General features: G+C 66.9%; 22 protein-coding genes. 14 read left to right on the forward strand and 8 right to left on the reverse strand.

The annotated features are described in order from the left end of the window. Positions 1–444 precede the first annotated feature (444 nt). Positions 445–1,506 carry a class I SAM-dependent methyltransferase gene (locus tag EAO27_RS02385; RefSeq protein WP_242776738.1) on the forward strand — a complete coding sequence of 354 codons (1,062 nt, stop codon included), beginning with the start codon at positions 445–447 and terminating at the stop codon, positions 1,504–1,506. A gap of 10 nt (positions 1,507–1,516) precedes the next feature. On the opposite strand, the gene obgE is transcribed toward EAO27_RS02385, so the two are convergent. From obgE to EAO27_RS02400, 3 genes are all read right to left on the reverse strand, one after another. Beyond that, positions 1,517–2,566 (reverse strand): GTPase ObgE, encoded by a 1,050-nt coding sequence (obgE, locus tag EAO27_RS02390; RefSeq protein ID WP_242776739.1) that lies wholly within the window; start codon positions 2,564–2,566, stop codon positions 1,517–1,519. Positions 2,567–2,604: 38 nt separating this feature from the next. Beyond that, the gene (locus EAO27_RS02395) at positions 2,605–3,108 is read right to left on the reverse strand and encodes a hypothetical protein (RefSeq protein ID WP_242776740.1); all 504 of its coding nucleotides are present in this window, start codon (positions 3,106–3,108) and stop codon (positions 2,605–2,607) included. Between the two features lie 81 nt (positions 3,109–3,189). Then, positions 3,190–3,792, reverse strand: coding sequence for a TetR family transcriptional regulator (locus tag EAO27_RS02400; RefSeq protein ID WP_242776741.1), 603 nt, complete (start codon positions 3,790–3,792; stop codon positions 3,190–3,192). Between the two features lie 57 nt (positions 3,793–3,849). On the opposite strand from EAO27_RS02400, the gene EAO27_RS02405 reads away from it, so the two are divergent. After that, positions 3,850–4,761: a metal-dependent hydrolase gene (locus EAO27_RS02405; protein WP_242776742.1), complete on the forward strand. Its 912-nt coding sequence runs from the start codon at positions 3,850–3,852 to the stop codon at positions 4,759–4,761. Between the two features lie 112 nt (positions 4,762–4,873). Next, entirely contained in the window at positions 4,874–5,404 is a 531-nt protein-coding gene (locus tag EAO27_RS02410; RefSeq protein ID WP_242776743.1) for a GNAT family N-acetyltransferase, read from the forward strand. A 108-nt stretch (positions 5,405–5,512) separates the two neighbouring features. On the opposite strand, the gene EAO27_RS02415 is transcribed toward EAO27_RS02410, so the two are convergent. Next, on the reverse strand, positions 5,513–5,959 hold the full coding sequence (locus EAO27_RS02415) for an NfeD family protein (protein WP_242776744.1): 447 nt from the start codon (positions 5,957–5,959) through the stop codon (positions 5,513–5,515). 1 nt (position 5,960) lies between these two features. Next, entirely contained in the window at positions 5,961–6,872 is a 912-nt protein-coding gene (locus EAO27_RS02420) for an SPFH domain-containing protein (protein ID WP_242776745.1), read from the reverse strand. A gap of 83 nt (positions 6,873–6,955) precedes the next feature. On the opposite strand from EAO27_RS02420, the gene EAO27_RS02425 reads away from it, so the two are divergent. The 3 genes from EAO27_RS02425 (at position 6,956) to EAO27_RS02435 (ending at position 9,751) form a co-directional block, all read left to right on the forward strand. Further along, positions 6,956–7,759, forward strand: a complete 804-nt coding sequence (locus EAO27_RS02425) for a CoA ester lyase (RefSeq protein WP_242776746.1) — start codon at positions 6,956–6,958, stop codon at positions 7,757–7,759. A gap of 72 nt (positions 7,760–7,831) precedes the next feature. After that, a complete protein-coding gene (locus tag EAO27_RS02430) occupies positions 7,832–8,134 on the forward strand; it encodes a hypothetical protein (protein ID WP_242776747.1) in 303 nt (100 codons plus the stop codon). A gap of 111 nt (positions 8,135–8,245) precedes the next feature. Beyond that, complete coding sequence (locus EAO27_RS02435; RefSeq protein WP_242776748.1) at positions 8,246–9,751, forward strand: M28 family peptidase; 1,506 nt, start codon at positions 8,246–8,248, stop codon at positions 9,749–9,751. 122 nt (positions 9,752–9,873) lie between these two features. Here the strand turns inward: EAO27_RS02435 and EAO27_RS02440 are convergent, their stop codons facing one another. Further along, positions 9,874–11,247, reverse strand: coding sequence for a 3-deoxy-7-phosphoheptulonate synthase class II (locus tag EAO27_RS02440; RefSeq protein WP_242776749.1), 1,374 nt, complete (start codon positions 11,245–11,247; stop codon positions 9,874–9,876). A 262-nt stretch (positions 11,248–11,509) separates the two neighbouring features. On the opposite strand from EAO27_RS02440, the gene EAO27_RS02445 reads away from it, so the two are divergent. The 3 genes from EAO27_RS02445 to EAO27_RS02455 are packed head-to-tail and all read left to right on the forward strand — an operon-like array spanning position 11,510 to position 13,652. Next, positions 11,510–12,187: a cyclic nucleotide-binding domain-containing protein gene (locus tag EAO27_RS02445; RefSeq protein WP_242776751.1), complete on the forward strand. Its 678-nt coding sequence runs from the start codon at positions 11,510–11,512 to the stop codon at positions 12,185–12,187. Between the two features lie 44 nt (positions 12,188–12,231). Continuing rightward, positions 12,232–12,579 carry an ArsC family reductase gene (locus EAO27_RS02450; RefSeq protein WP_242776753.1) on the forward strand — a complete coding sequence of 116 codons (348 nt, stop codon included), beginning with the start codon at positions 12,232–12,234 and terminating at the stop codon, positions 12,577–12,579. A gap of 56 nt (positions 12,580–12,635) precedes the next feature. Next, positions 12,636–13,652 carry a glycerophosphodiester phosphodiesterase gene (locus tag EAO27_RS02455; RefSeq protein ID WP_242780403.1) on the forward strand — a complete coding sequence of 339 codons (1,017 nt, stop codon included), beginning with the start codon at positions 12,636–12,638 and terminating at the stop codon, positions 13,650–13,652. 124 nt (positions 13,653–13,776) lie between these two features. Here the strand turns inward: EAO27_RS02455 and EAO27_RS02460 are convergent, their stop codons facing one another. After that, positions 13,777–13,998, reverse strand: coding sequence for a helix-turn-helix transcriptional regulator (locus tag EAO27_RS02460; protein WP_242776755.1), 222 nt, complete (start codon positions 13,996–13,998; stop codon positions 13,777–13,779). Next, a complete protein-coding gene (locus tag EAO27_RS02465) occupies positions 13,991–14,416 on the reverse strand; it encodes a hypothetical protein (protein WP_242776757.1) in 426 nt (141 codons plus the stop codon). Before EAO27_RS02465 ends, EAO27_RS02460 begins: the two co-directional genes overlap by 8 nt. A gap of 308 nt (positions 14,417–14,724) precedes the next feature. Here EAO27_RS02465 and panB point away from each other — a divergent pair, with 308 nt between their 5' ends. From panB to EAO27_RS02490, 5 genes are all read left to right on the forward strand, one after another. Next, positions 14,725–15,588, forward strand: coding sequence for a 3-methyl-2-oxobutanoate hydroxymethyltransferase (gene panB, locus EAO27_RS02470; RefSeq protein WP_242776759.1), 864 nt, complete (start codon positions 14,725–14,727; stop codon positions 15,586–15,588). A gap of 115 nt (positions 15,589–15,703) precedes the next feature. After that, entirely contained in the window at positions 15,704–16,477 is a 774-nt protein-coding gene (locus EAO27_RS02475) for a tetratricopeptide repeat protein (RefSeq protein ID WP_242776761.1), read from the forward strand. After that, a complete protein-coding gene (locus EAO27_RS02480; RefSeq protein ID WP_242776763.1) occupies positions 16,477–17,811 on the forward strand; it encodes a PQQ-binding-like beta-propeller repeat protein in 1,335 nt (444 codons plus the stop codon). The genes EAO27_RS02475 and EAO27_RS02480 overlap by 1 nt, the downstream gene beginning before the upstream one ends. 46 nt (positions 17,812–17,857) lie before the next feature. Next, positions 17,858–19,243 carry a ribosome biogenesis GTPase Der gene (gene der, locus EAO27_RS02485; protein ID WP_242776765.1) on the forward strand — a complete coding sequence of 462 codons (1,386 nt, stop codon included), beginning with the start codon at positions 17,858–17,860 and terminating at the stop codon, positions 19,241–19,243. Positions 19,244–19,249: 6 nt separating this feature from the next. Next, the gene (locus tag EAO27_RS02490) at positions 19,250–19,462 is read left to right on the forward strand and encodes a sulfurtransferase TusA family protein (protein ID WP_242776767.1); all 213 of its coding nucleotides are present in this window, start codon (positions 19,250–19,252) and stop codon (positions 19,460–19,462) included. Positions 19,463–19,507 lie beyond the last annotated feature (45 nt).

Here is a 19,507-nt window from a genome sequence, read left to right on the forward strand (position 1 = left end):
CGTCATCCGTCATTCCTCCCTGTGGCCGCAGGCCATGGGGAGGGGGACCGCCGCCGCAGGCGGTGGTGGAGGGGCCGCGAGGTCGCGTCTTTCGCCCCTCCGTCAGCGCTGCGCGCTGCCACCTCCCCATCGCTGCGCGACAGGGAGGAGCGAGCGACCGCAACCGGTTGATAGCTGCCGTCCGCTCAGCGACCGCCCCCGAAGGTGTGGCTCAGCGCGACACCCACCGAAGGCTGGTCGCGCGAGCCAGGTTGGCGGACGATCGGCGAGCGGGCGGGGGCAGACGGCGGTTGGAAACAGGCTCATGGTGCCGCCGATGGCGCGCGCGGACAGGGGTGCCAATGCGAATAACGCCGCGCCGGACCGCGGCGCCTGTGCTATGCTGCCCTGCCTCATCGAGCCTTCTGGAGAGTCGCGAACCACCCGGGGGTGAGGAGCGGGACGATGACGACTGCAATCAACGAAGACAGGCTGCACGCCTTTGTCGGCAAGATGCTCGGCGACCTTGGCGGCGGCATGAGCGTGCCGACGGTGCGGCTGGGTTTCCGGCTGGGACTTTTCGACGCCTTGGGCGAAGCGCCGGCGACCGCGTCCGAACTGGCGGCGCGGGCGGGGGGGCTCCACGAGCGCTATGTTCGCGAATGGGCATTGGCGCAGGCCGCGAACGGCTATGTCGACCATGACCCCTCGACCGATCGGTTCAGCCTGTCGGGCGAACAGGCGATGGTGTTCGTGCACCGCGACAGCCCGGTCTATCTGGCCGGCGCGTTCGAACTGATCGCGGCGATGATCGAGGCCGAGGCCAAGGTCGAGCAATGTTTCCGCCGCGGCACCGGCGTGCGCTGGGGCGACCATGCCGGTTGCCTCTTCTGCGCGACGGGCGCCTTTTTCCGGCCGGGCTATGTCAACAATATCGTCCCGAACTGGATTCCGGCGCTGGACGGGGTCGAGGCCCGCCTGCACGCGGGCGCGGCGGTCGCCGACGTCGGCTGCGGCGTCGGCTTTTCGACCCTGCTGATGGCCGACGCCTATCCCGAAAGCCGCTTCGTCGGTTTCGACTTTCATGGCCCCTCGATCGACGAAGCGCGGCGCCATGCCGCGGAGCACGGCTATGGCGACCGCGTGCGCTTCGAGGTCGCGGCGGCGAAGGAGATCGCCGAGACCGGATTCGATCTCGTGACCATGTACGACTGCCTGCACGACATGGGCGATCCGCGCGGATGTGCCATGCACATGCGCCGGATCCTTGCGCCCGATGGCGTGTGGATGATCGTCGAACCGATCGCGGGCGATGCCCCCGCCGACAATATGAATCCGGTCGGGCGGCTCTATTACAATGCGTCGACGATGATCTGTGTCCCGACCTCGCTCGATCAGGAGGTCGGCGCGGCCTTGGGGGCGCAGGCGGGCGAGGCGCAGCTGTCGCAGGTCATCCGCGACGGCGGTTTCGCCGCCGTCCGGCGCGCGACCGAAGGGCCGTTCAACATGATCCTCGAAGCCCGCTGAGGCGCGGTCGTCAGATTGGCGACCATTCGCCCCCGGCGTCGCCGTCATCCGCTTCGTCGGCGCCGGGTTCGGGCTGGCCGACCGCTTCGAGCAGCTTGTCGAGCACCGCCTCGATTCCCGCACCGCTGGCGCCCGACAGCGCCATCACCGGCTGGCCGCTTTCGGCTTCGAGTTCGGCCGAGAGTGCGGCGACCAGTTCGTCGTCGAGCGTATCGATCTTGTTCAAGGCAACGATCACCGGCTTGTCGGTGAGGTCGGCGCCATAGGCTTCGAGTTCGTCGCGCACGATGCGATAGCTGGTGGCGACATCCTCGTCGTTCGCGTCGACGAGGTGGAGCAGCACGCGGCAGCGCTCGATATGGCCGAGGAAGCGGTCGCCGACGCCCGCGCCTTCGGCGGCGCCCGCGATCAGCCCGGGGATATCGGCGATGACGAACTCATGCCCCTTGTGGCTGACGACGCCGAGCTGCGGACGCAGCGTGGTAAAGGCATAGGCGCCGACCTTGGCCTGCGCGTTGGTCACCGCGTTGATGAAGGTCGACTTGCCGGCGTTGGGCAGGCCGACGAGTCCCGCGTCGGCGAGCAGCTTGAGGCGCAGCCACACCCACATTTCCTCGCCGGGCCAGCCGGGCCCGTGCTGACGCGGCGCGCGGTTGGTCGATGTCTTGTAACTCGCATTGCCGCGCCCGCCGTCGCCACCGCGCAAGAAATGGATGCGTTCGCCTTCCTTCGTCAGGTCGGCGAGCAGGCTGCGCTCCTCGTCGTCGTCGAGGATCTGGGTGCCGATCGGCACCTGGATCACGAGGTCGGGGCCGCCCGCGCCGGTGCGATCGCGCCCTGAACCCGGGGTGCCGCGCTTGGCCTTGAAATGCTGGGTGTAACGAAAATCGATCAGCGTGTTGAGGCCCGCGACCGCTTCGAAGACCACGTCGCCGCCCTTGCCGCCGTTGCCGCCGTCGGGGCCGCCATATTCGACATATTTCTCGCGCCGGAACGACACGGCACCGGGGCCGCCGTCGCCGGATTTGATGAAAATCTTGGCTTGGTCGAGGAAATGCATCGGGAGCCCTTAGGCGCAAAGCCCGACAAAGGCCAGCATCAGCGGCGATCCTCCTCCCAGCTCGATTGTTCGATGATCGCGTGAAAGAACGCGCCGCCCTCTTCGTAGAAATAGCCCCGGCCGTTCGCCGCGACGAGCCCGCGCGTTTCGGTCGCGCTGGTGACGCGATAGTCGCAGAGATAGGCGGCGGGAACCCTGTCCTCGAACCGGTGACGGGCATAATCCCTGATGCGGCGGATGTTCACCGATTGCCATTCGCATCGGCCGAGCTCGACCTTGACGAGGCCGTCGATATCGTCCCGGGCTCCCATTCGGCCGTTGGCTTCGCTGAGCGACAACATGGTGTCGCCGACCTTTTGCATCGCCTCGCCGGGATCGTCGCCGGGGCCGACCACGGGATCGTCCGGTATCGCATGGCGCGGCGGTGTGTCGATAAAGTCGGACCGGATCCCGTTCTGGATGGCGGACAAGGCCTGATCGCTGTCGGGGGCCGGGTAGTTTGCGGGTTCCGGCGTGCAACCGGCGAGCAGGAGGGCGCTCAAGGCGCCAGAAACAACTCGAACCGCTTTGCTATGCTCGCCCATGGCACCATCCCCTGCCCGGAGATTTCTGCCACAAAGAACTTAAGTCTTTTCACCCTGTTCGGCCCAGAATGTCGCGATCCGGCCGGTGATCAGCTCGGTCGCCAGCCCGCGCGCGGTGTCGCGCGGCAGGCCGAGCGCTTCGGCCATCGGGCCTCCTAGTTGCGCGTCGCCCATCGCCATCAGTACCAGCGCCAGCGTGTCTTCGTGCAGCAGCCGCTTTTCGTTCGCGTCGGGGCTCATGCCGTCGATCAGCCGGTGAATCGCGTCGATCACCGGGTCGAGCGCGCCCTCGTTGCCCGTCGCCGCCATCCACGTTGCGAGCGCCCCCGCGCCGCCGCTGCCAAAGGCGTCGAACGCCAGGTCGACAATCTCGCGCACGTTGCGCTCGCCCGGCGGCGAGGCCGCCATCTTCGCCGCGATCGTGCCGCACACCGTGTCGGCGAGGTAGGCGGCGAGCGACTTTTGCAGGCCGGCTGCGCTGCCGAAATGGTGCAGCAGGTTGGCGTGGGTGCGGTCGATGCGCGACGCCACGGCCTTCAGCGTCACCGCCTGCGGTCCCATTTCGATCAGGATCTGGCGCGCCGCCTCGAGTGCCACCGAGCGGCTTTCCTCAGGACTCAGGCGCTTTTTCACTATTGACATGTGTGTAAGTAAACCCTATTGCTCCGCCCCATAGTCCTTTCCGACGGTGAGAAACATATGTCCAGCCTTTCCCACTCTCCGACCCCCGCCGACCTGTCGATCACCCCGCGCGACATGCGCTTCGGTCGCGACGACAGGCAGGGGCGCTGGTGGCTGAACGGCGATCCGATCGCGTCGGCGTTTCACACCGCCTTGTCGGTCACCTTTCCGCGCGGCGAGGCGATGTTCATCGAGGCGGTGAAGGCGCATCGCGAGGGGGTGCCTGACAAGCTGGCGCGCGAAATCCGTGCCTTCACCCAGCAGGAAGTGATCCACAGCCGCGAGCACGTGGTCTTCAACAAGAAGGCGGCAGAGGCGGGTTACGACCTTTCGGAGCTGGAAGACGACGTCAATCAGGTGCTCGACCTGATCAAGTCGCGGCCGCAGATCGTCAACCTCAACGCGACGATCGCGCTCGAACATTATACCGCGATGATGGCGGCGATCATGCTGCGCGACGAGCGCATGTACCAGGGCGCCGAGCCCGAATGGGGCGCGCTGTGGAAATGGCACGCGATCGAGGAAATCGAGCACAAGGGCGTCGCCTACGACACATGGCTCCACGCGACCCGGGACTGGAGCCGCTTCCGCCGCTGGCGCGCGCGCTCGATCATGATGCTGCTCGTCACCACCCGCTTCTGGCCGAAGCGGGTCAAGGGAATGAAGGCGCTGCTCAGGCAGGACGGACTGACCGGCTGGCGCGTCACCGCGCGCATCTGGTGGTATCTGCTCGGGTCGCCCGGCATTCTGCGCAAGAGTTTCCTGCCCTGGCTCAGCTATTTCATGCCGGGTTTCCACCCGTGGAACCACGACGATCGCGCGCTGATCGGCAAATATGAAAGCGATTATGCCGATGCGGTGATGCCGCAGCACAGCTCGGCGGCGCCGGTGCCGGCGCGCCATGAGGAATTGGCGGCGGCTGCCGCCTGACAGCCTCGCGAAGGCGGAGCCTTTCGAAGGGCTCTCTCTCCCCATATCCGGGGCTTCGCCTTCGCGGGATCGGCCGCTTGCCGCGTGGTGCGCGCGCTGATAGCCCGGCGTGATGTTCACTGCGCCCCCGATCATCGAAACCGAACGCCTGCGCCTTCGCGAAATGCGTTTCGCCGACAAGGACATCCATATCGCGATGTGGGCCGACGAGCGCGTGACGCGCTTCATCGGCGGCGAACCGCGCGCGCCCGACGTCAGCTGGGGCAAGTTCCTCGCCGCCGCGGGTCTGTGGCCGGTGATGGGCTTCGGATATTGGGTGTTCGCCGACAGGGCGAGTGACCGGTTGGCCGGTATGGGGGGGCTAAGCTATTTCGGCCGCGGCATCCCCGAACTCGAAGGCTTGCCCGAGGCGGGGTGGGCATTCGACGCCGATCATTGGGGCGCAGGCTATGCGACCGAGGCGATGACCGCCGCGCTCGGCTGGGCCGACGCCAATCTGGACGCGGCGGAGGTGCGTTGCATCATTGATCCAGGCAATGACGCTTCAGAGCGCGTGTCGGCAAAGCTCGGGTTTCGTCGCATCGGCGATAGCGAAGCATTGGGGTACCTGGTCGGCGTCTATTCGCGGCCGCGCGGGGGGTAGGGCAGCTGCCAAACTTCACTTTGGCCCGGAGCCTGTCGAAGGGGCCTGTCCCGAAAAGCGCCCTTCGACAGGCTCCGGGTTACGGAACGGGGCGGCCGACAGTCCTTGCTAGGCCAGTTCGACCACCAGCACGCCGCCGTCGGCGCTGACGACGCGGACCTTTGTGCCTTCGGCCGTGTCGGGGCCGCGTACCGGCCATTCACCGTCGCCTACCCTGGCGCGGCCGCGGCCGTCCTCGATCGCTCGGGTCACGGTCAGCACTTCGCCGACCAGCCGCCCGCCCCGCTGGTTGAGGTGCGGGTCGGCGGTGGTGATCGGATTCGCCTTGAGCCAGCGGCGCCCGCCATAGAGCGCGACGAACGAAAGGACCGCGAAGATGCCGAGCTGGAGCGGCACGCTCAGCGGCACGATCCACGCGATGACGCCGGTGACGATCGCCGCGGCGCCGATCCAGATCAGGAAGAAGCCGGGAGCGACGATCTCGGCGGCGGCGAGGAGCACGCCCAGCGAGAGCCACGCCCAATGCGGTTCCATATTGGCCAGCCAGTCGGGCATGTCAGCCTCCCTTGCGTTCGAGCGCATCCTTGGCGAGTTCGCCGATGCCGCCCAAGGTGCCGATCAACTGCGTCGCCTCGACCGGGAAGAGGATTGTCTTGGCATTGGGGCTTGTGGCGAACTGGCCGACTGCCTCGACATATTTCTGCGCGATGAAGTAGTTGATCGCCTGCGCGTTGCCGCCGGCGATCGCATCGGAGACCATCTGGGTCGCCTTGGCTTCGGCCTCGGCTTCGCGTTCGCGCGCCTCGGCGTCGCGGAAGGCGGCTTCGCGGCGGCCTTCGGCCTCGAGGATCTGGCTCTGCTTCTGGCCTTCGGCGCGCAGGATTTCGGAGGCGCGGCTGCCCTCGGCTTCGAGGATGTTCGCGCGCTTTTCGCGCTCGGCCTTCATTTGGCGCGCCATCGCGTTCGAAATATCGGCGGGCGGGCGGATGTCCTTGATCTCGACGCGGGTGATCTTGACCCCCCACGGCGTCGTCGCATCGTCGACGACATGCAGCAGCCGCGTGTTGATCTCGTCGCGCTTCGACAGCGTCTCGTCGAGGTCCATCGAACCCATCACGGTGCGCAGGTTCGTCGTCGTCAGGTTCATGATCGAGAGATAGAGGTCGCTGACTTCATAGGCCGCCTTGGCGGCGTCGAGCACCTGGAAGAAGACGACGCCGTCGACCGCGACCATCGCATTGTCCTTGGTGATGATTTCCTGGCCCGGAATGTCGAGCACCTGCTCCATCATGTTCACCTTGCGCCCGACGCGGTCGAAGATCGGCATGATGAAGTTGAGCCCGGGCTGTGCGGTGTGCGTGTAACGCCCGAAGCGTTCGATCGTATAGGCATAGCCCTGCCGCACGGGCGTCAGCGCCCAGATCAGGAAGACAAGGGCCAGTACCACCAGCGCCAGCGCGAATTCCATCGATCATCCCCTCTCGCAAAATGGATCCATGCAAACCCGCCTTCCTTATTGCGGCAATGCCCCGCCTGCGCCACAGAAATCGCATGACCGACTTTGCGCCCCGCTCGCTCCTCTACGTCCCCGGCTCGAACGCCCGTGCGCTTGAAAAGGCGCGAGGACTCGCCGCCGACATGCTGATCATCGACCTCGAGGATGCTGTCCCCGCCGACCGCAAGGCCGAGGCGCGGGGCGCGATGCGCGCCGCCGTTGCGAGCGGCTTTCCGGGCAAGTGCGTAGCGGTGCGGATCAACGGCACCGGCAGCGACCATCAGCCCGCCGACCTCGAAGCCCTTGCCGGGCTGGCGCTCGATGCCGTGGTTCTGCCCAAGGTCGATGCGCCGTCGGACCTCGATCCGGCGCGTGCGCTCGGCGTGCCGCTCCTCGCGATGATCGAGACGCCTGCCGCCATCTATGCAGCGCGCGAGATCGCCGCCGATCCTGCGACGCGCGGACTGATCGCGGGGCTCAACGACCTCGCGCACGAACTCCGGCTGCCTGACGGGATGAACCGTGGTGCGATGAGCCATGCGATCCAGGCGATCGTGCTCGCCGCGCGGGCGGGCGGGGTGTGGGCGTTCGACGGGGTCTACAACCGGATCGACGACGCCGCCGGCTTCGCGGTCGAAGCGGGCGAGGGGCGGCGGCTCGGTTTCGACGGCAAGACCTTGATCCACCCGTCGCAGGTCGATCCGTGCAACGCCGCTTTCGCGCCGTCACCACGCGAGATCGCCGAGGCCGAAGCGCTCGTCGCGGCCGCGACCGGGGGCGCTCAGCGGCACGAAGGGCGGATGATCGAGGACATGCACGTCGCCGCGGCAAGGGCGCTGCTGGTGCGGGCGGGGCGATGACGGGTATCGGGCGGAAGGGGATGTCTATAGCATCGTCACCCCGGACTTGATCCGGGGTCCATTCTCGCAGCGTTGAAGGAATGGATCCCGGATCAAGTCCGGGATGACGAAGGTCGGGAAGCAACCGATTGCGGCCGTTTTTCAAATGTTGGCGACACCTCGACGGGCATAGAAACCTTCCCAACCGGCCGGCTCGGGATGCTCGTCGGCATAGCGTCGCTTCGCTTCAGCGTGCTTGCGGCCAAACCATTGACCAAACTCGATGACATATTCTTCGCCTATGCCCATCCGCCAACCGACGGAGCCAGCTTGAATGTCAGGATGAGCTTTCCAAGGCGGTATCATCTGAGCATCTTACCTCGCCAGACCGGATGACCGCAATCCATCCCAAAACCAGCCCATGATCACCCCGACCAGACCAACAGCCACCATCCTTCGACAAACGCGCCTTGCCCGGCCTCTGCGGACATGCCATGCCGCGCCGCCATGCACGCAATAAAGTTTCGCGCCGCGATCGCGGCCGTCGCCCTCACGGTCCTTGCCGCCCCCGTTCTTCACGCCAGGGCCGCCGACGCCCCGATCACCGAATCCGATCTCGCCGCGCATATGCGCATCCTCGCGAGCGATGCTTTCGAAGGCCGTGCGCCGGGCACCGAGGGCGAGGATCGCACGATCGCCTATGTCGTCGGCGAATGGGCGAAGGCCGGGCTCGAGCCCGTCGCGGGAAGCGCGACGCCGTGGCTGCAACCGGTGCCGCTCGTCGAAACCCGGCCATTGACCGGAACGGTGGCGTTCAAGGCCGGCGGGCGCGAGGTCGCGCTGCCCGCGGACGGACTGGTCCTCGTCGGCCGCGATCCGTCGATGACGCGCGCGGCGGTGCCGGTCGTCTTCGTCGGCTATGGCATCGACGGCGCGGGCAAGGTGAACGCCGACGTCGCGGGCAAGCTTGCGGTGATGCTGTTCGACAATCCGCCGTTCGGCACCAAGCCGCCGCGCTACCGCGAGCGGCGTCAGATGCTCGCCGATGCGGGCGCTGCCGGAGTGCTCGTCGTGGCGTCGGAGGCGCTGCCGTGGGACGACCTGCGTGCGTCGCTCGGCGACCGCAGCGTGCGGCTCGCGAGCGCCAAGCCAGGCGCGCCGGTGAGCGGTTTCCTGTCGCCTGCGGCGGCGGCCGCGCTGTTGGGGGCGGCGGGCCAGACGCCGGACAAGGCGATGGCGGCGGCGAAGGCGGCCGACTATCGCGGCCTTGCGCTGTCCATGACCGCCGACATCGGCGCGACGACCGCGATCCGCCCGTTTGCGAGCAACAATATCATCGCGAAACTGCCCGGTGCGAAACCCGACGGCAAGGCCGTGCTCTACCTTGGTCACTGGGATCATCTCGGTATCTGCGGCGACGAAGGCGACGCCGACCGTATCTGCAACGGCGCGGTCGACAATGCGAGCGGCATCGCGGTGCTGACCGAGGTCGCGAAACGCCTTGCGAGCGGGCCGCGCCCCGACCGCGATATCTATTTCATGGCGACCACCGCTGAGGAGATGGGGTTGCTGGGCGCCTATCATTTCGCCGACCATCCGGTCGTGCCGCTCACCGACATCACCGTCGCGCTCAACATCGACACCATCGCGATCTCGCCGCGCGGTACCCCGGTCGCGACGATCGGGCGCGGACGCCCGGCCTATGATGCGGTGATCCGCGACGTCGCGACCCGGCTCGGACGCAAGATGGATGACGATGGCGAGGCGGATGCCTTCGTCCAGCGGCAGGACGGCTGGGCGCTCGGCGCGAAAGGCGTGCCGTCGCTGATGGTCGGGGGCAGCTTTTCGGACATGCCGCTGCTCGAGACGTTCCTCGGCGGCGACTATCACCGCGCGGGCGACAATTTCAGCGACGCGATTCCGCTCGGCGGCGCGGCCGAGGACGCCGGCCTGCACGTCGCGCTCGGCCGGGTGTTTGCCGATACCAAGGCTTGGTCGGGGACCGAGAAGTAGCGCTGACTTAAAAGCTTCGTCATTGCGACCCCGGCGACAGCCGGGGGAAGCAATCCAGAGCGGTTACCGCACCTCTGGATTGCCGCGTCGCTTCGCTCCTCGCAATGACGAGGTGTGTGGGATCAAGCCGCCTGTCTGGCGCGCTCGCTCATTTCCTGATTGAGCATTTCGGCCAGCAGGAACGCCAGTTCGAGCGACTGGCCCGCGTTGAGGCGCGGATCGCAATGCGTGTGGTACCGGTCGGCGAGATCCATCTGGGTCACGTCCATCGCGCCGCCCGTGCATTCGGTGACATTCTGTCCGGTCATCTCGATATGGATGCCGCCGCCATGCGTGCCCTCGGCGCGGTGCACGGCAAAGAAGCCGCGCACTTCGGCGAGGATGCGCTCGAACGGGCGGGTCTTGTAACCGTTGGGGGTCTTGATGACATTGCCGTGCATCGGGTCGCACGACCAGACGACGGGGTGGCCCGATTCTTTCACCGCGCGCACCAGCTTGGGCAGATGCGCCTCGATCTTGTCGTGGCCGTAGCGCGTGATCAGCGTCATGCGGCCCGCGACATGACCCGGGTTCAGCGTGTCGAGCAGGCGCAGCAGCGCGTCGGGCTCAAGGCTGGGACCGCATTTCATGCCGACGGGATTGCCGATGCCGCGCAGATATTCGATGTGCGCCGACCCCTCGAAGCGGGTGCGGTCGCCGACCCACAGCATATGGCCCGAGGTGTCGTACCAGCCGCCGGTCAGGCTGTCCTGCCGCGTCAGCGCCTGCTCATAGGGGAGCAGCAATGCTTCGTGGCTGGTGTAGAAGCTGGTGCCCTTGATCTGCGGCACGGTCTCGGGGGTCACGCCGCAGGCTTCCATGAAGGCGAGCGCTTCGGAAATCCGCGCTGCGGTTTCCTGATATTTCTTCGCCCACGGGCTGCGGTCCATGAAGTCGTGCGTCCAGGCGTTGACCTGGTGCAGATTGGCGTAGCCGCCGCCGGCGAAGGCGCGCAGCAGATTGAGTGTCGCCGCCGACTGGTTGTACGCCTTGATCATGCGCTGCGGGTCGGGGCCGCGACCCTCGGCCTCGAACGCGATGTCGTTGATGATGTCGCCGCGGTAGCTCGGCAGCTCGACACCGCCCACTTCCTCCATGTCGGCCGAACGCGGCTTGGCGAACTGGCCCGCCATGCGGCCGACCTTCACCACCGGCATTTTGGACGCAAAGGTCAGCACGACCGCCATCTGGAGCAGGACGCGGAAGGTGTCGCGGATGTTGTTCGGATGGAATTCGGCAAAGCTCTCGGCGCAGTCGCCACCCTGGAGCAGAAAGGCCTTGCCGTCGGCGACGCGGCCCAGTTCCTGCGTCAGATCGCGGGCTTCGCCGGCAAAGACCAGCGGCGGATAACCGGCAAGCTCGCGCTCGGCCGCGGCGAGCGCGGCGTCGTCGGTGTAGGTGGGAAGCTGGCGGGCTTCGTGCGAGCGCCAGCTGTGCGGCTGCCATTGCTGTGTCATGACCAAAATCCAAAAAAACCGAATCGCCCGACGCCATGGCGCGGACGCACCCCGGAGGCAAGCGCGGGGACCCTAGCATCCGCGGGACTTTTTCGCACCCGTCCTTTTCTTTGCGCCGAAAAACTGTTAGTTTGCTACGGTTTTGGCGCTATGCGCGGCAATCGCGCACCGGGGCTGTTCGGCAATCCGTAACCTTATATACCTAGTGCCCCCGATGTACCTAGTGCTCCAGCTTCGCGGGGCCTCAGACGAAAAGATGCATATGGCGAATTTCGATCCCGCATGGTTCGGGTACGGCGCGCTGCTGCTGGTCCTTGCGACCAGCTTCGTGTCGAGCCTGTCGCATGTCCGGGTCGGGCTCGCGCTTGCCGCGCTCGTGGCCTTGCCGCTGATGATCTTCCACGCGCCGGGGGCGGGTTATGCGCTGCTCGCCGCGCTGATCCTGATCGCCAATGCGGTGCAGGTCGCGCGGCTCTGGGTCGGCGACGCACAGGTCCGCTTCACGCCCGAGGAACAGGAATTGCGGCGGCTCCACTTCGGCGCGCTGAGCAGCGGCAACGCGCGGCGGCTGATGGATCAGGGACACTGGATTTCGGCGCGGCGCGGCGAAGTGCTGATCCGCGAGGATCAGGCGGCGCCGAGCCTCTTCTACCTAGCCGACGGTGCGGTGACGATTCGCCGCGACGGAACCGATGTCGGGTCGCTTGCCGGCGGGGCGCTGATCGGCGAGGCGACCGTGCTCGACGGCACGCATGCGACCGGCACGGTGATCCTGTCGAGCAACGCGCGGCTGTGGTTCGTTCCCGCCGCGTCGCTGCGCAGCTTCCTTGGCGCCAACCCCGAGATCGCGGCGGCGCTGCACGAAGGTTTCGCACGCGCGCTTCGCGGCAAGCTCGCCAGCGCCAATGCCCGCATTGCCGACCTGCCACCCATCGCCTAGGGTCCACCGCATATCGGCAACCGGCAGCTTCCAGCGTGGGACATATGGCACTGACTCTCTACGGCATCCCCAATTGCGACACGGTGAAGAAGGCGCGTCGCTGGCTCGACGCGGCCGGCATTCCTTATGCCTTTCACGATTTCCGCAAGGACGGGCTCGATCCCGGAAAATTGCAGGGGTGGATCGACGCGCTGGGCTGGGAAAAATTGCTCAACCGCAGCGGCACGACCTTTCGCAAGCTGTCCGACGAACAGAAAGCGGGGCTGGGCGCGGGGTCGGCGAAGGCGCTGATGCTCGATCAGCCGGCGATGATCAAGCGGCCGGTGGTCGAGACCGCGGGCGATGTCAGCGTGGGCTTTTCGGCCGATGAGTGGCAGCAACGCTTTGCATGATCGGGCGGCGTTTCGCCCTGTCGGCGTTGCTGCTCGCGGCCTGCGGCGCTGAACCGATGGCGGCGCAGCCGGTTCCGACGCTCGACGGCAGGCCGCCGATCGTCATCGCGCACCGCGGCGCGTCGGGCGAGCGACCCGAACATACGCTCGAAGCCTATGCACTCGCGATCGAACAGGGCGCCGACTATATCGAACCCGACCTGGTCCTGACCCGTGACGGCGTGCTCGTGGCGCGGCACGAGAACGAGATTTCGGAAACGACCGATGTCGCCGACCATCCCGAATTCGCCGCGCGCAAGGCGACGAAGCGGATCGACGGACAGGACGTCGCGGGCTGGTTCACCGAGGATTTCACCCTCGCCGAACTGAAGCGGCTGCGCGCGAAGGAGCGTATTCCACGGCTGCGCGGCACCGCGCATGACGGCCAGTATGCAATCCCGACCTTCGCCGAAATTCTCGACCTGCTGGTCGCGGCGAACAAGGGGCGCGAGCATCCGGTCGGCGTCTATCCCGAGACCAAGCACCCGGGCTATTTCGCGTCGATCGGGCTGCCGCACGAAGCGCCCCTGCTCGCGCTGCTCGACCGGTACGGCTATCGCGGACGCGCCGCGCCGGTGTTCATCCAGAGCTTCGAGGTCGCCAACCTCAAGGCGATCCGCGCGAAGAGCGACCTGCCGCTGATCCAGTTGATGGACGGCGAGGGCGGACCCGCCGAAGATCCCTCGCAAAGCTATGCCGTGATGGCGACGCCCGCCGGATTGAAGGCGGTCGCCGCCTATGCCGACGGTATCGGGCCGAACAAGGCGATGGTCATTCCCCGCGGCTTGCTCGGTACGCTCGGCGATCCGACCCCGCTCGTCCGCGACGCGCACGCCGCGGGGCTCAAGGTCCATCCGTGGACCTTCCGTCGCGAAAATTATTTCCTGCCGCTGCGCGACAAGGGCGGCATCAACCCCGCGGGCCACGGCGACCTCGGGGCGGAGGTCGATGCCTATCTTCGTACGGGGATCGACGGCCTGTTCAGCGACAACCCGCGCGAGGCGGTCGCGGCGGTGAGGAGTGCCGGGCGCTAGGCGCGCTACGCCAAGCGAAACCGCGACCGGACGCTTTGTGATTTCGATCGTCGGGCCAATTGATTTCGGCCCGGCCCGAGACCCCGGGGAGAGCCTCGGGCCGGGCCGGCGCGGCCGCGCATCCTCAATCGCTGTCGTCGCTCCATTCGAACACCGCTTCGAGGGGCTTTCCGAAGGCGCGCGCGATGCGGAAGGCGACCTCGAGCGATGGCGAATATTTGCCCTGTTCGATCGCCGCGATGGTCTGGCGCGTTACCCCGACGCGGTCGCCGAGTTCGCCCTGCGTCATCTCGCCGGCAAGGAAGCGCAGCGTGCGGATGTCGTTGGTGAAGGGCGGCCTAGCCATGCCAGCCGCGCCGGTAGCTGACGAGCACGGTCGCGGTGTTCACCAGTTCGGCGAGCACGATCGCGAACAGCGCCGTATTGGCGATGGTCACGCCGGTGTCGGTGAAGGGCATCACCACCCCGACCATGATCGTGCCCGCCATCAACACATAATAGGCGGCCGCGGCGCCGCGGCGGCTTATCGCGCGGTCGCGCTCGTCGGGGCGGCGGCGTTCCGCTTTGGGCGTTGTCATCGCCAGGAAGGCATATCCGGCGATGACGACCAGCGCCTGCGTCGCAGCGATGCCGCCGAACAGCCAGAGCATCGCAAACATCTCGCGCCCGGCGGGGTGTCCGCCGATGATCAGCCCGAAATAGAGCGTGTAGGCAGCGATCATGCTGACGACGATCAGCCATGTGGTTTTTTCGCGATAGGTCATCGGCAATTCTCCGGTTTCGGCGGCGAAGGCCGGGCGGGGCGGTGAGGAAATCATCGGTCAGAGGCTCCGCCGAGAGGGGAGGGCGGGGCGCCGATCCGGCCCGGTTCGGCGGGTGGATGCGAGCCGAAGGCCATTGGAAGCGTCACCAGCGTGACCCGGTGATTTTTTTCGCGAAAGGACATCGACGGCACTCCATGTCATGTGATTCGAACTCTATGTTCGATATTTTTAACATTGAGTCAATCGGACATTACATCGATCGCCTTTGCCGCTTTCGCACCGCAACATAAACCGCTAAGCCGCGCGCCATGTCCACGCTCCCCAAAACGCTCACCCTCGACACCTCCACCAGCCGCGCCAATCCGACGCCGCAGCCGATGAAGCGCCTGACGGTGCCGCGGATTCGCCAGCGCAAGGGCGGCGAACCGCTCGTCATGCTGACCGCCTATACGGTGCGCATGGCACAGCTGCTCGATCCGCATTGCGACATGCTGCTCGTCGGCGATTCGCTTGCGCAGGTGATCTATGGCCTGCCGCACACCGTCGGCGTGACGATGGAGATGATGGCGCTGCACGGCGCCGCGGTGGTGCGCGGCAGCTATCATGCGGCGGTGATCGTCGACATGCCCTTCGGCAGCTATGAGGGCAGCCCCGAACAGGCGTTCGACAACGCCGCGCGTCTGCTCAAGGAAACCGGCGCCGCGGCGGTCAAGGTCGAGGGCGGCAAGGTGCTGGCGCCGACGATTGAATTCCTCACCCAGCGCGGCATCCCGGTCATGGGCCATGTCGGGCTGACCCCGCAGGCGGTCAATATTCTGGGCGGCTATGGCGTGCGTGGCAAGAGCGAGGAAGAGGCGCGGTCGATCGTCGAGGATGCGGTTGCCGTTGCGCAGGCCGGCGCCTTCTCGATCGTCATCGAAGGCGTGCTCGAATCGATCGCGATCGAGATCACCGAGAAGGTCGCCTGCCCGACGATCGGCATCGGCGCTTCGGCGCAGTGCGACGGCCAGGTGCTGGTCACCGACGACATGCTCGGCATGTTCGAGCGCGTCCCCAAGTTCGTGAAGCGGTACCAGGACATGGCCGGTGTCGTGAACGGCGCGGTCAAGGAATATGCGGACGAAGTCAGGTCCCGTTCATTCCCCACCGAGGATCAGATCTACGCTGGTTGACGCGGTGCGCGTGCGCGGGACGGGGGCCAGTGAAAGGCTTGGCGTTTTCCGGGCGCGTCGCTAAGGAAACCACCGGAGGGTGCGTCCGTGCCCGCCCGGTATATGGAGGAAATGCGTGGCGCTGAGCCCGACGAACAATGCGGCCCTCTTGCAGGAAGTGGACGACGCCGTCCGCAAGGACCGGCTCGACAGTATCTGGGAACGGTTCGGACGCTGGATCGTCGCGGGCGTGATCGCGGCGCTGCTCGCCTTCGGTGGCTATCTTTATTGGGGTCATCTGCAGCAGACCGAGCGCGGCGAGCAGGCCGAGGCGCTGATCGGGGCTTTCGACAAGCTCAAGAGCGGGCAGCCGACCGCGGCGACCAATGAATTCGCCAAGCTCGAGAGCGAGGGCGGCGATGCCTATCGCGCGATCGCGATCTTCCAGCAGGCGAACATGAAGGCCGAGCGCGGCGACCTCAAGGCGGCAGCCGCGCTGATGGGCAAGGCCGCGGCGGACAGCAAGCTCGACCCGTCGCTGCGCGATCTTGCGCTGGTCCGCCAGACCGCCTTCGAATTCGACACGCTGAAGCCCGAAGCGGTCATCGCGCGGATGAAGCCGCTGGTCGATGCCAAGGATCCGGTATCGAGCTGGTTCCCGAGCGCCGCCGAACTGTCGGCGATCGCGCACTACCAGCTCGGCCAGTACAAGCAGGCGGGCGAGCTTTACGGCCGCATCGCCAAACTGCCCGACATGCCCCGTTCGCTGCAATCGCGCAGCGTGCAGATGGCCGGCATGCTGGGCGTCGACGCCGTCGCAGACCGTGCGGACGAAAGCGCCGCCAAGGACAAGCAGGGCAGCGGGGCGCCCAAGGGGCCGGCCGCCGGAGCAGTTGAGGAAAAGAAATAATGCGGAAAACCGGTTATGCCGCCGGCGCGGCGCTGATCGCGCTGTCGCTTGCGGGCTGCGGCGTGTTCAAGGGTGACGGCGGGCCGAAGACCCCGACCGTCGGCGAACGCGTGTCGATCCTGTCGAACGACAACAGCATCAAGGTCGATGAGGCCACCGCTTCGGTCGCGGTCGTGCTGCCCGATCCCGCGGTCAACGCGAACTGGGCGCAGTCGGGCGGCAATGCGTCGAAGTCGATGGGGCATCCCGCGCTCGCCGCCTCGCGCAGCCAGATCTGGACCGCGAGCATCGCGGGCGGCAACAACAAGCAGCGGCTCGCCGCGGCGCCCGTCGTCGCCGACGGGCGGCTCTTCGTGGTCGGTACCGACGCCGTAGTGACGGCCTTGTCTGCCGATACCGGCGCCGAAATCTGGCGCGCGTCGATCGGCAGCACGGGCAAGGATTTCCAGGATTCGCTGTTCGGCGGCGGGGCTTCGGTCGATGGCAATGTCGTTTATGCGACCAGCGGGGTCGGCGACGTCGCGGCGCTCAACGCCGCCGACGGGTCGGTGCTGTGGAAGGTCAAGCCCGCGGGGCCGCTGCGCGGCGCGCCGACGGTCGCCTATGGCGGTGTCTATGTGATCACGCAGGACAACCAGGTCCTCGCGCTCAACGCGGCGAACGGCGCGGTGCTGTGGCAGGCGACGGCGTCGCTCGAGGCGGGCAGCGTGTTCGGCGCGGCGTCGCCCGCCGCGGGACAGAGCACGATCGTTGCCGGCTTCTCGTCGGGCGAGGTGCAGGCCTATCGATACGAGAACGGCCGCGATCTGTGGGAAGATGCGCTCGCGCGTACCTCGATGGCGCTGTCGGTGTCGACGCTCTCCGATGTCGACGCCGACCCGGTGATCGACCGCGGCCGCGTCTTCGCGCTCGGTCAGGGCGGCCGCATGGCGAGCTACGAACTCGTCACCGGCCAGCGTATCTGGGAAATCTCGATCGCGGGCATTTCGACCCCCTATGTGGTCGGCGAATGGGTCTATGCGATGACCGACGACGGCAAGCTTTTGTGCGTCGCGCGCGCGACGGGCAAGGTGCGCTGGCTCCAGCAGCTTGCGCGCTACCGCGTCGAGACCGAGAAGAAGAAGAAGGACCCGATCCGCTGGACGGGGCCGATCCTCGCCGGCGGGCGGCTGATCGCCGTCAACAGCGAGGGCCAGCTCGTCGAATTCTCGCCGACCGACGGATCGACGCTCGCGACGACCGAATTCAAGACGCCGCTCTCGCAGCCGCCGATCGTCGCGAACAACGTCCTGTACATCCTCGCGGACGACGGACGCATCACCGCCTGGCGGTAACCGGGGGCGCGGCCGCTCCGGCTGCGCGGACAGATAGGATGAAACCATGGCGCGATCCGCAACGATCGCCATTGTCGGCCGGCCCAATGTCGGCAAGTCGACGCTGTTCAACCGGCTCGTCGGCAAGCGCCTTGCGCTTGTCGACGACCAGCCGGGGGTGACGCGCGACCGGCGCGAGGGCGACGCCGAACTGCTGGGTCTGAAATTCACGATCGTCGACACCGCGGGGTTCGAGGATTACGACGCCGCGACGCTGCCGGGCCGGATGCGCGTCCAGACCGAGAAAGCGGTGCGCGAAGCCGATGCCGCGCTGTTCATGATCGATGGTCGCGCCGGGGTGACCCCGCTCGACGAGGAAATCGCGCGCTGGCTGCGCAGCGAGGACACGCCGATCATCCTGCTGGTCAACAAGGCCGAGGGCAAGCAGGGCGAGAATGGCCTGATGGAAAGCTATTCGCTCGGCTTCGACAATCCGATCGCATTGAGCGCCGAGCATGGCGAGGGCGTCGTCGATCTGTTCGACGCGCTGCGACCGATCGTCGAGGCCTATGACGCGGCCGAAGCCGAAGCATTGCCGGCCATCGGGGACGACGAGGATGAGGATGCGCCCCTCGGCCCGATGAAGCTCGCGATCGTCGGACGCCCGAATGCGGGCAAGTCGACGCTGATCAACCGCATGATCGGCGAGGATCGCCTGATCACCGGGCCCGAAGCCGGGATCACGCGCGATTCGATCCGCGTCGACTGGCAGTGGGAAAAGGACGGCGAGGTCCACGAGATCCAGCTGTTCGACACCGCGGGCATGCGCAAGCGCGCCAAGGTGGTCGACAAGCTCGAAAAACTGTCCGTCGCCGACGCGCTCCACGCGGTCGATTTCGCCGAGGTCGTCGTGCTGCTGCTCGACGCGACCAAGGGGCTCGAGGCGCAGGATCTGCGCATCGCCGACAAGGTGCTTCAGGAAGGGCGTGCGCTGATCGTCGCGCTCAACAAATGGGATATCGCCGAGGACCCCTCGGCGCTGTTCAACGGGGTGCGCACCGCGCTCGACGACGGTCTCTCGCAGGTCAAGGGCGTGCCCGTGCTCAGCATCTCGGGCGCGACCGGCAAGGGGATCGACACGCTGGTGCGCGTCGCGTTCGAACAGCGCGAGATCTGGACCAATCGCGTCTCGACCGCGCGGCTCAACCGCTGGTTCGAGGGCGCGGTGACCGCGAACCCGCCGCCGGCGCCGGGGGGCAAGCGGATCAAGCTGCGCTACATCACCCAGGCGCGCACGCGGCCGCCGACCTTTGTCGTCTTCGGCACGCGCACCGACGCGCTGCCGGGCAGCTACGAACGTTATCTGGTCAACGGCATGCGCAAGGAACTGGGGTTCCAGGGCGTGCCGGTGCGGCTCAATTTCCGCAATTCGCGCAATCCCTATGACGAGTGACGCGGCGTGACGCATGCGGAGGCGGTGACCGTCGACGCGCGCGGCATGCGTTGCCCCTGGCCGGCGCTGCGGCTCGCGCGGGCGATGCGCGATGCCGACGCCGCGATCCTGCTTGCCGACGATCCGCGGGCGGGACGCGAGGCCGCGGCGCTCGCCGCCGAACATGGCTGGACGATCGCCGCCGAGGGCGAGGCGCGCTGGCGGGTTTGCCGCGGCTGATCATTCCGGGGACGGATATGATATGACCCCGATCCGTAACCGCTT

The organism is Sphingopyxis sp. YF1 (assembly GCF_022701295.1).
GTDB lineage: Bacteria > Pseudomonadota > Alphaproteobacteria > Sphingomonadales > Sphingomonadaceae > Sphingopyxis.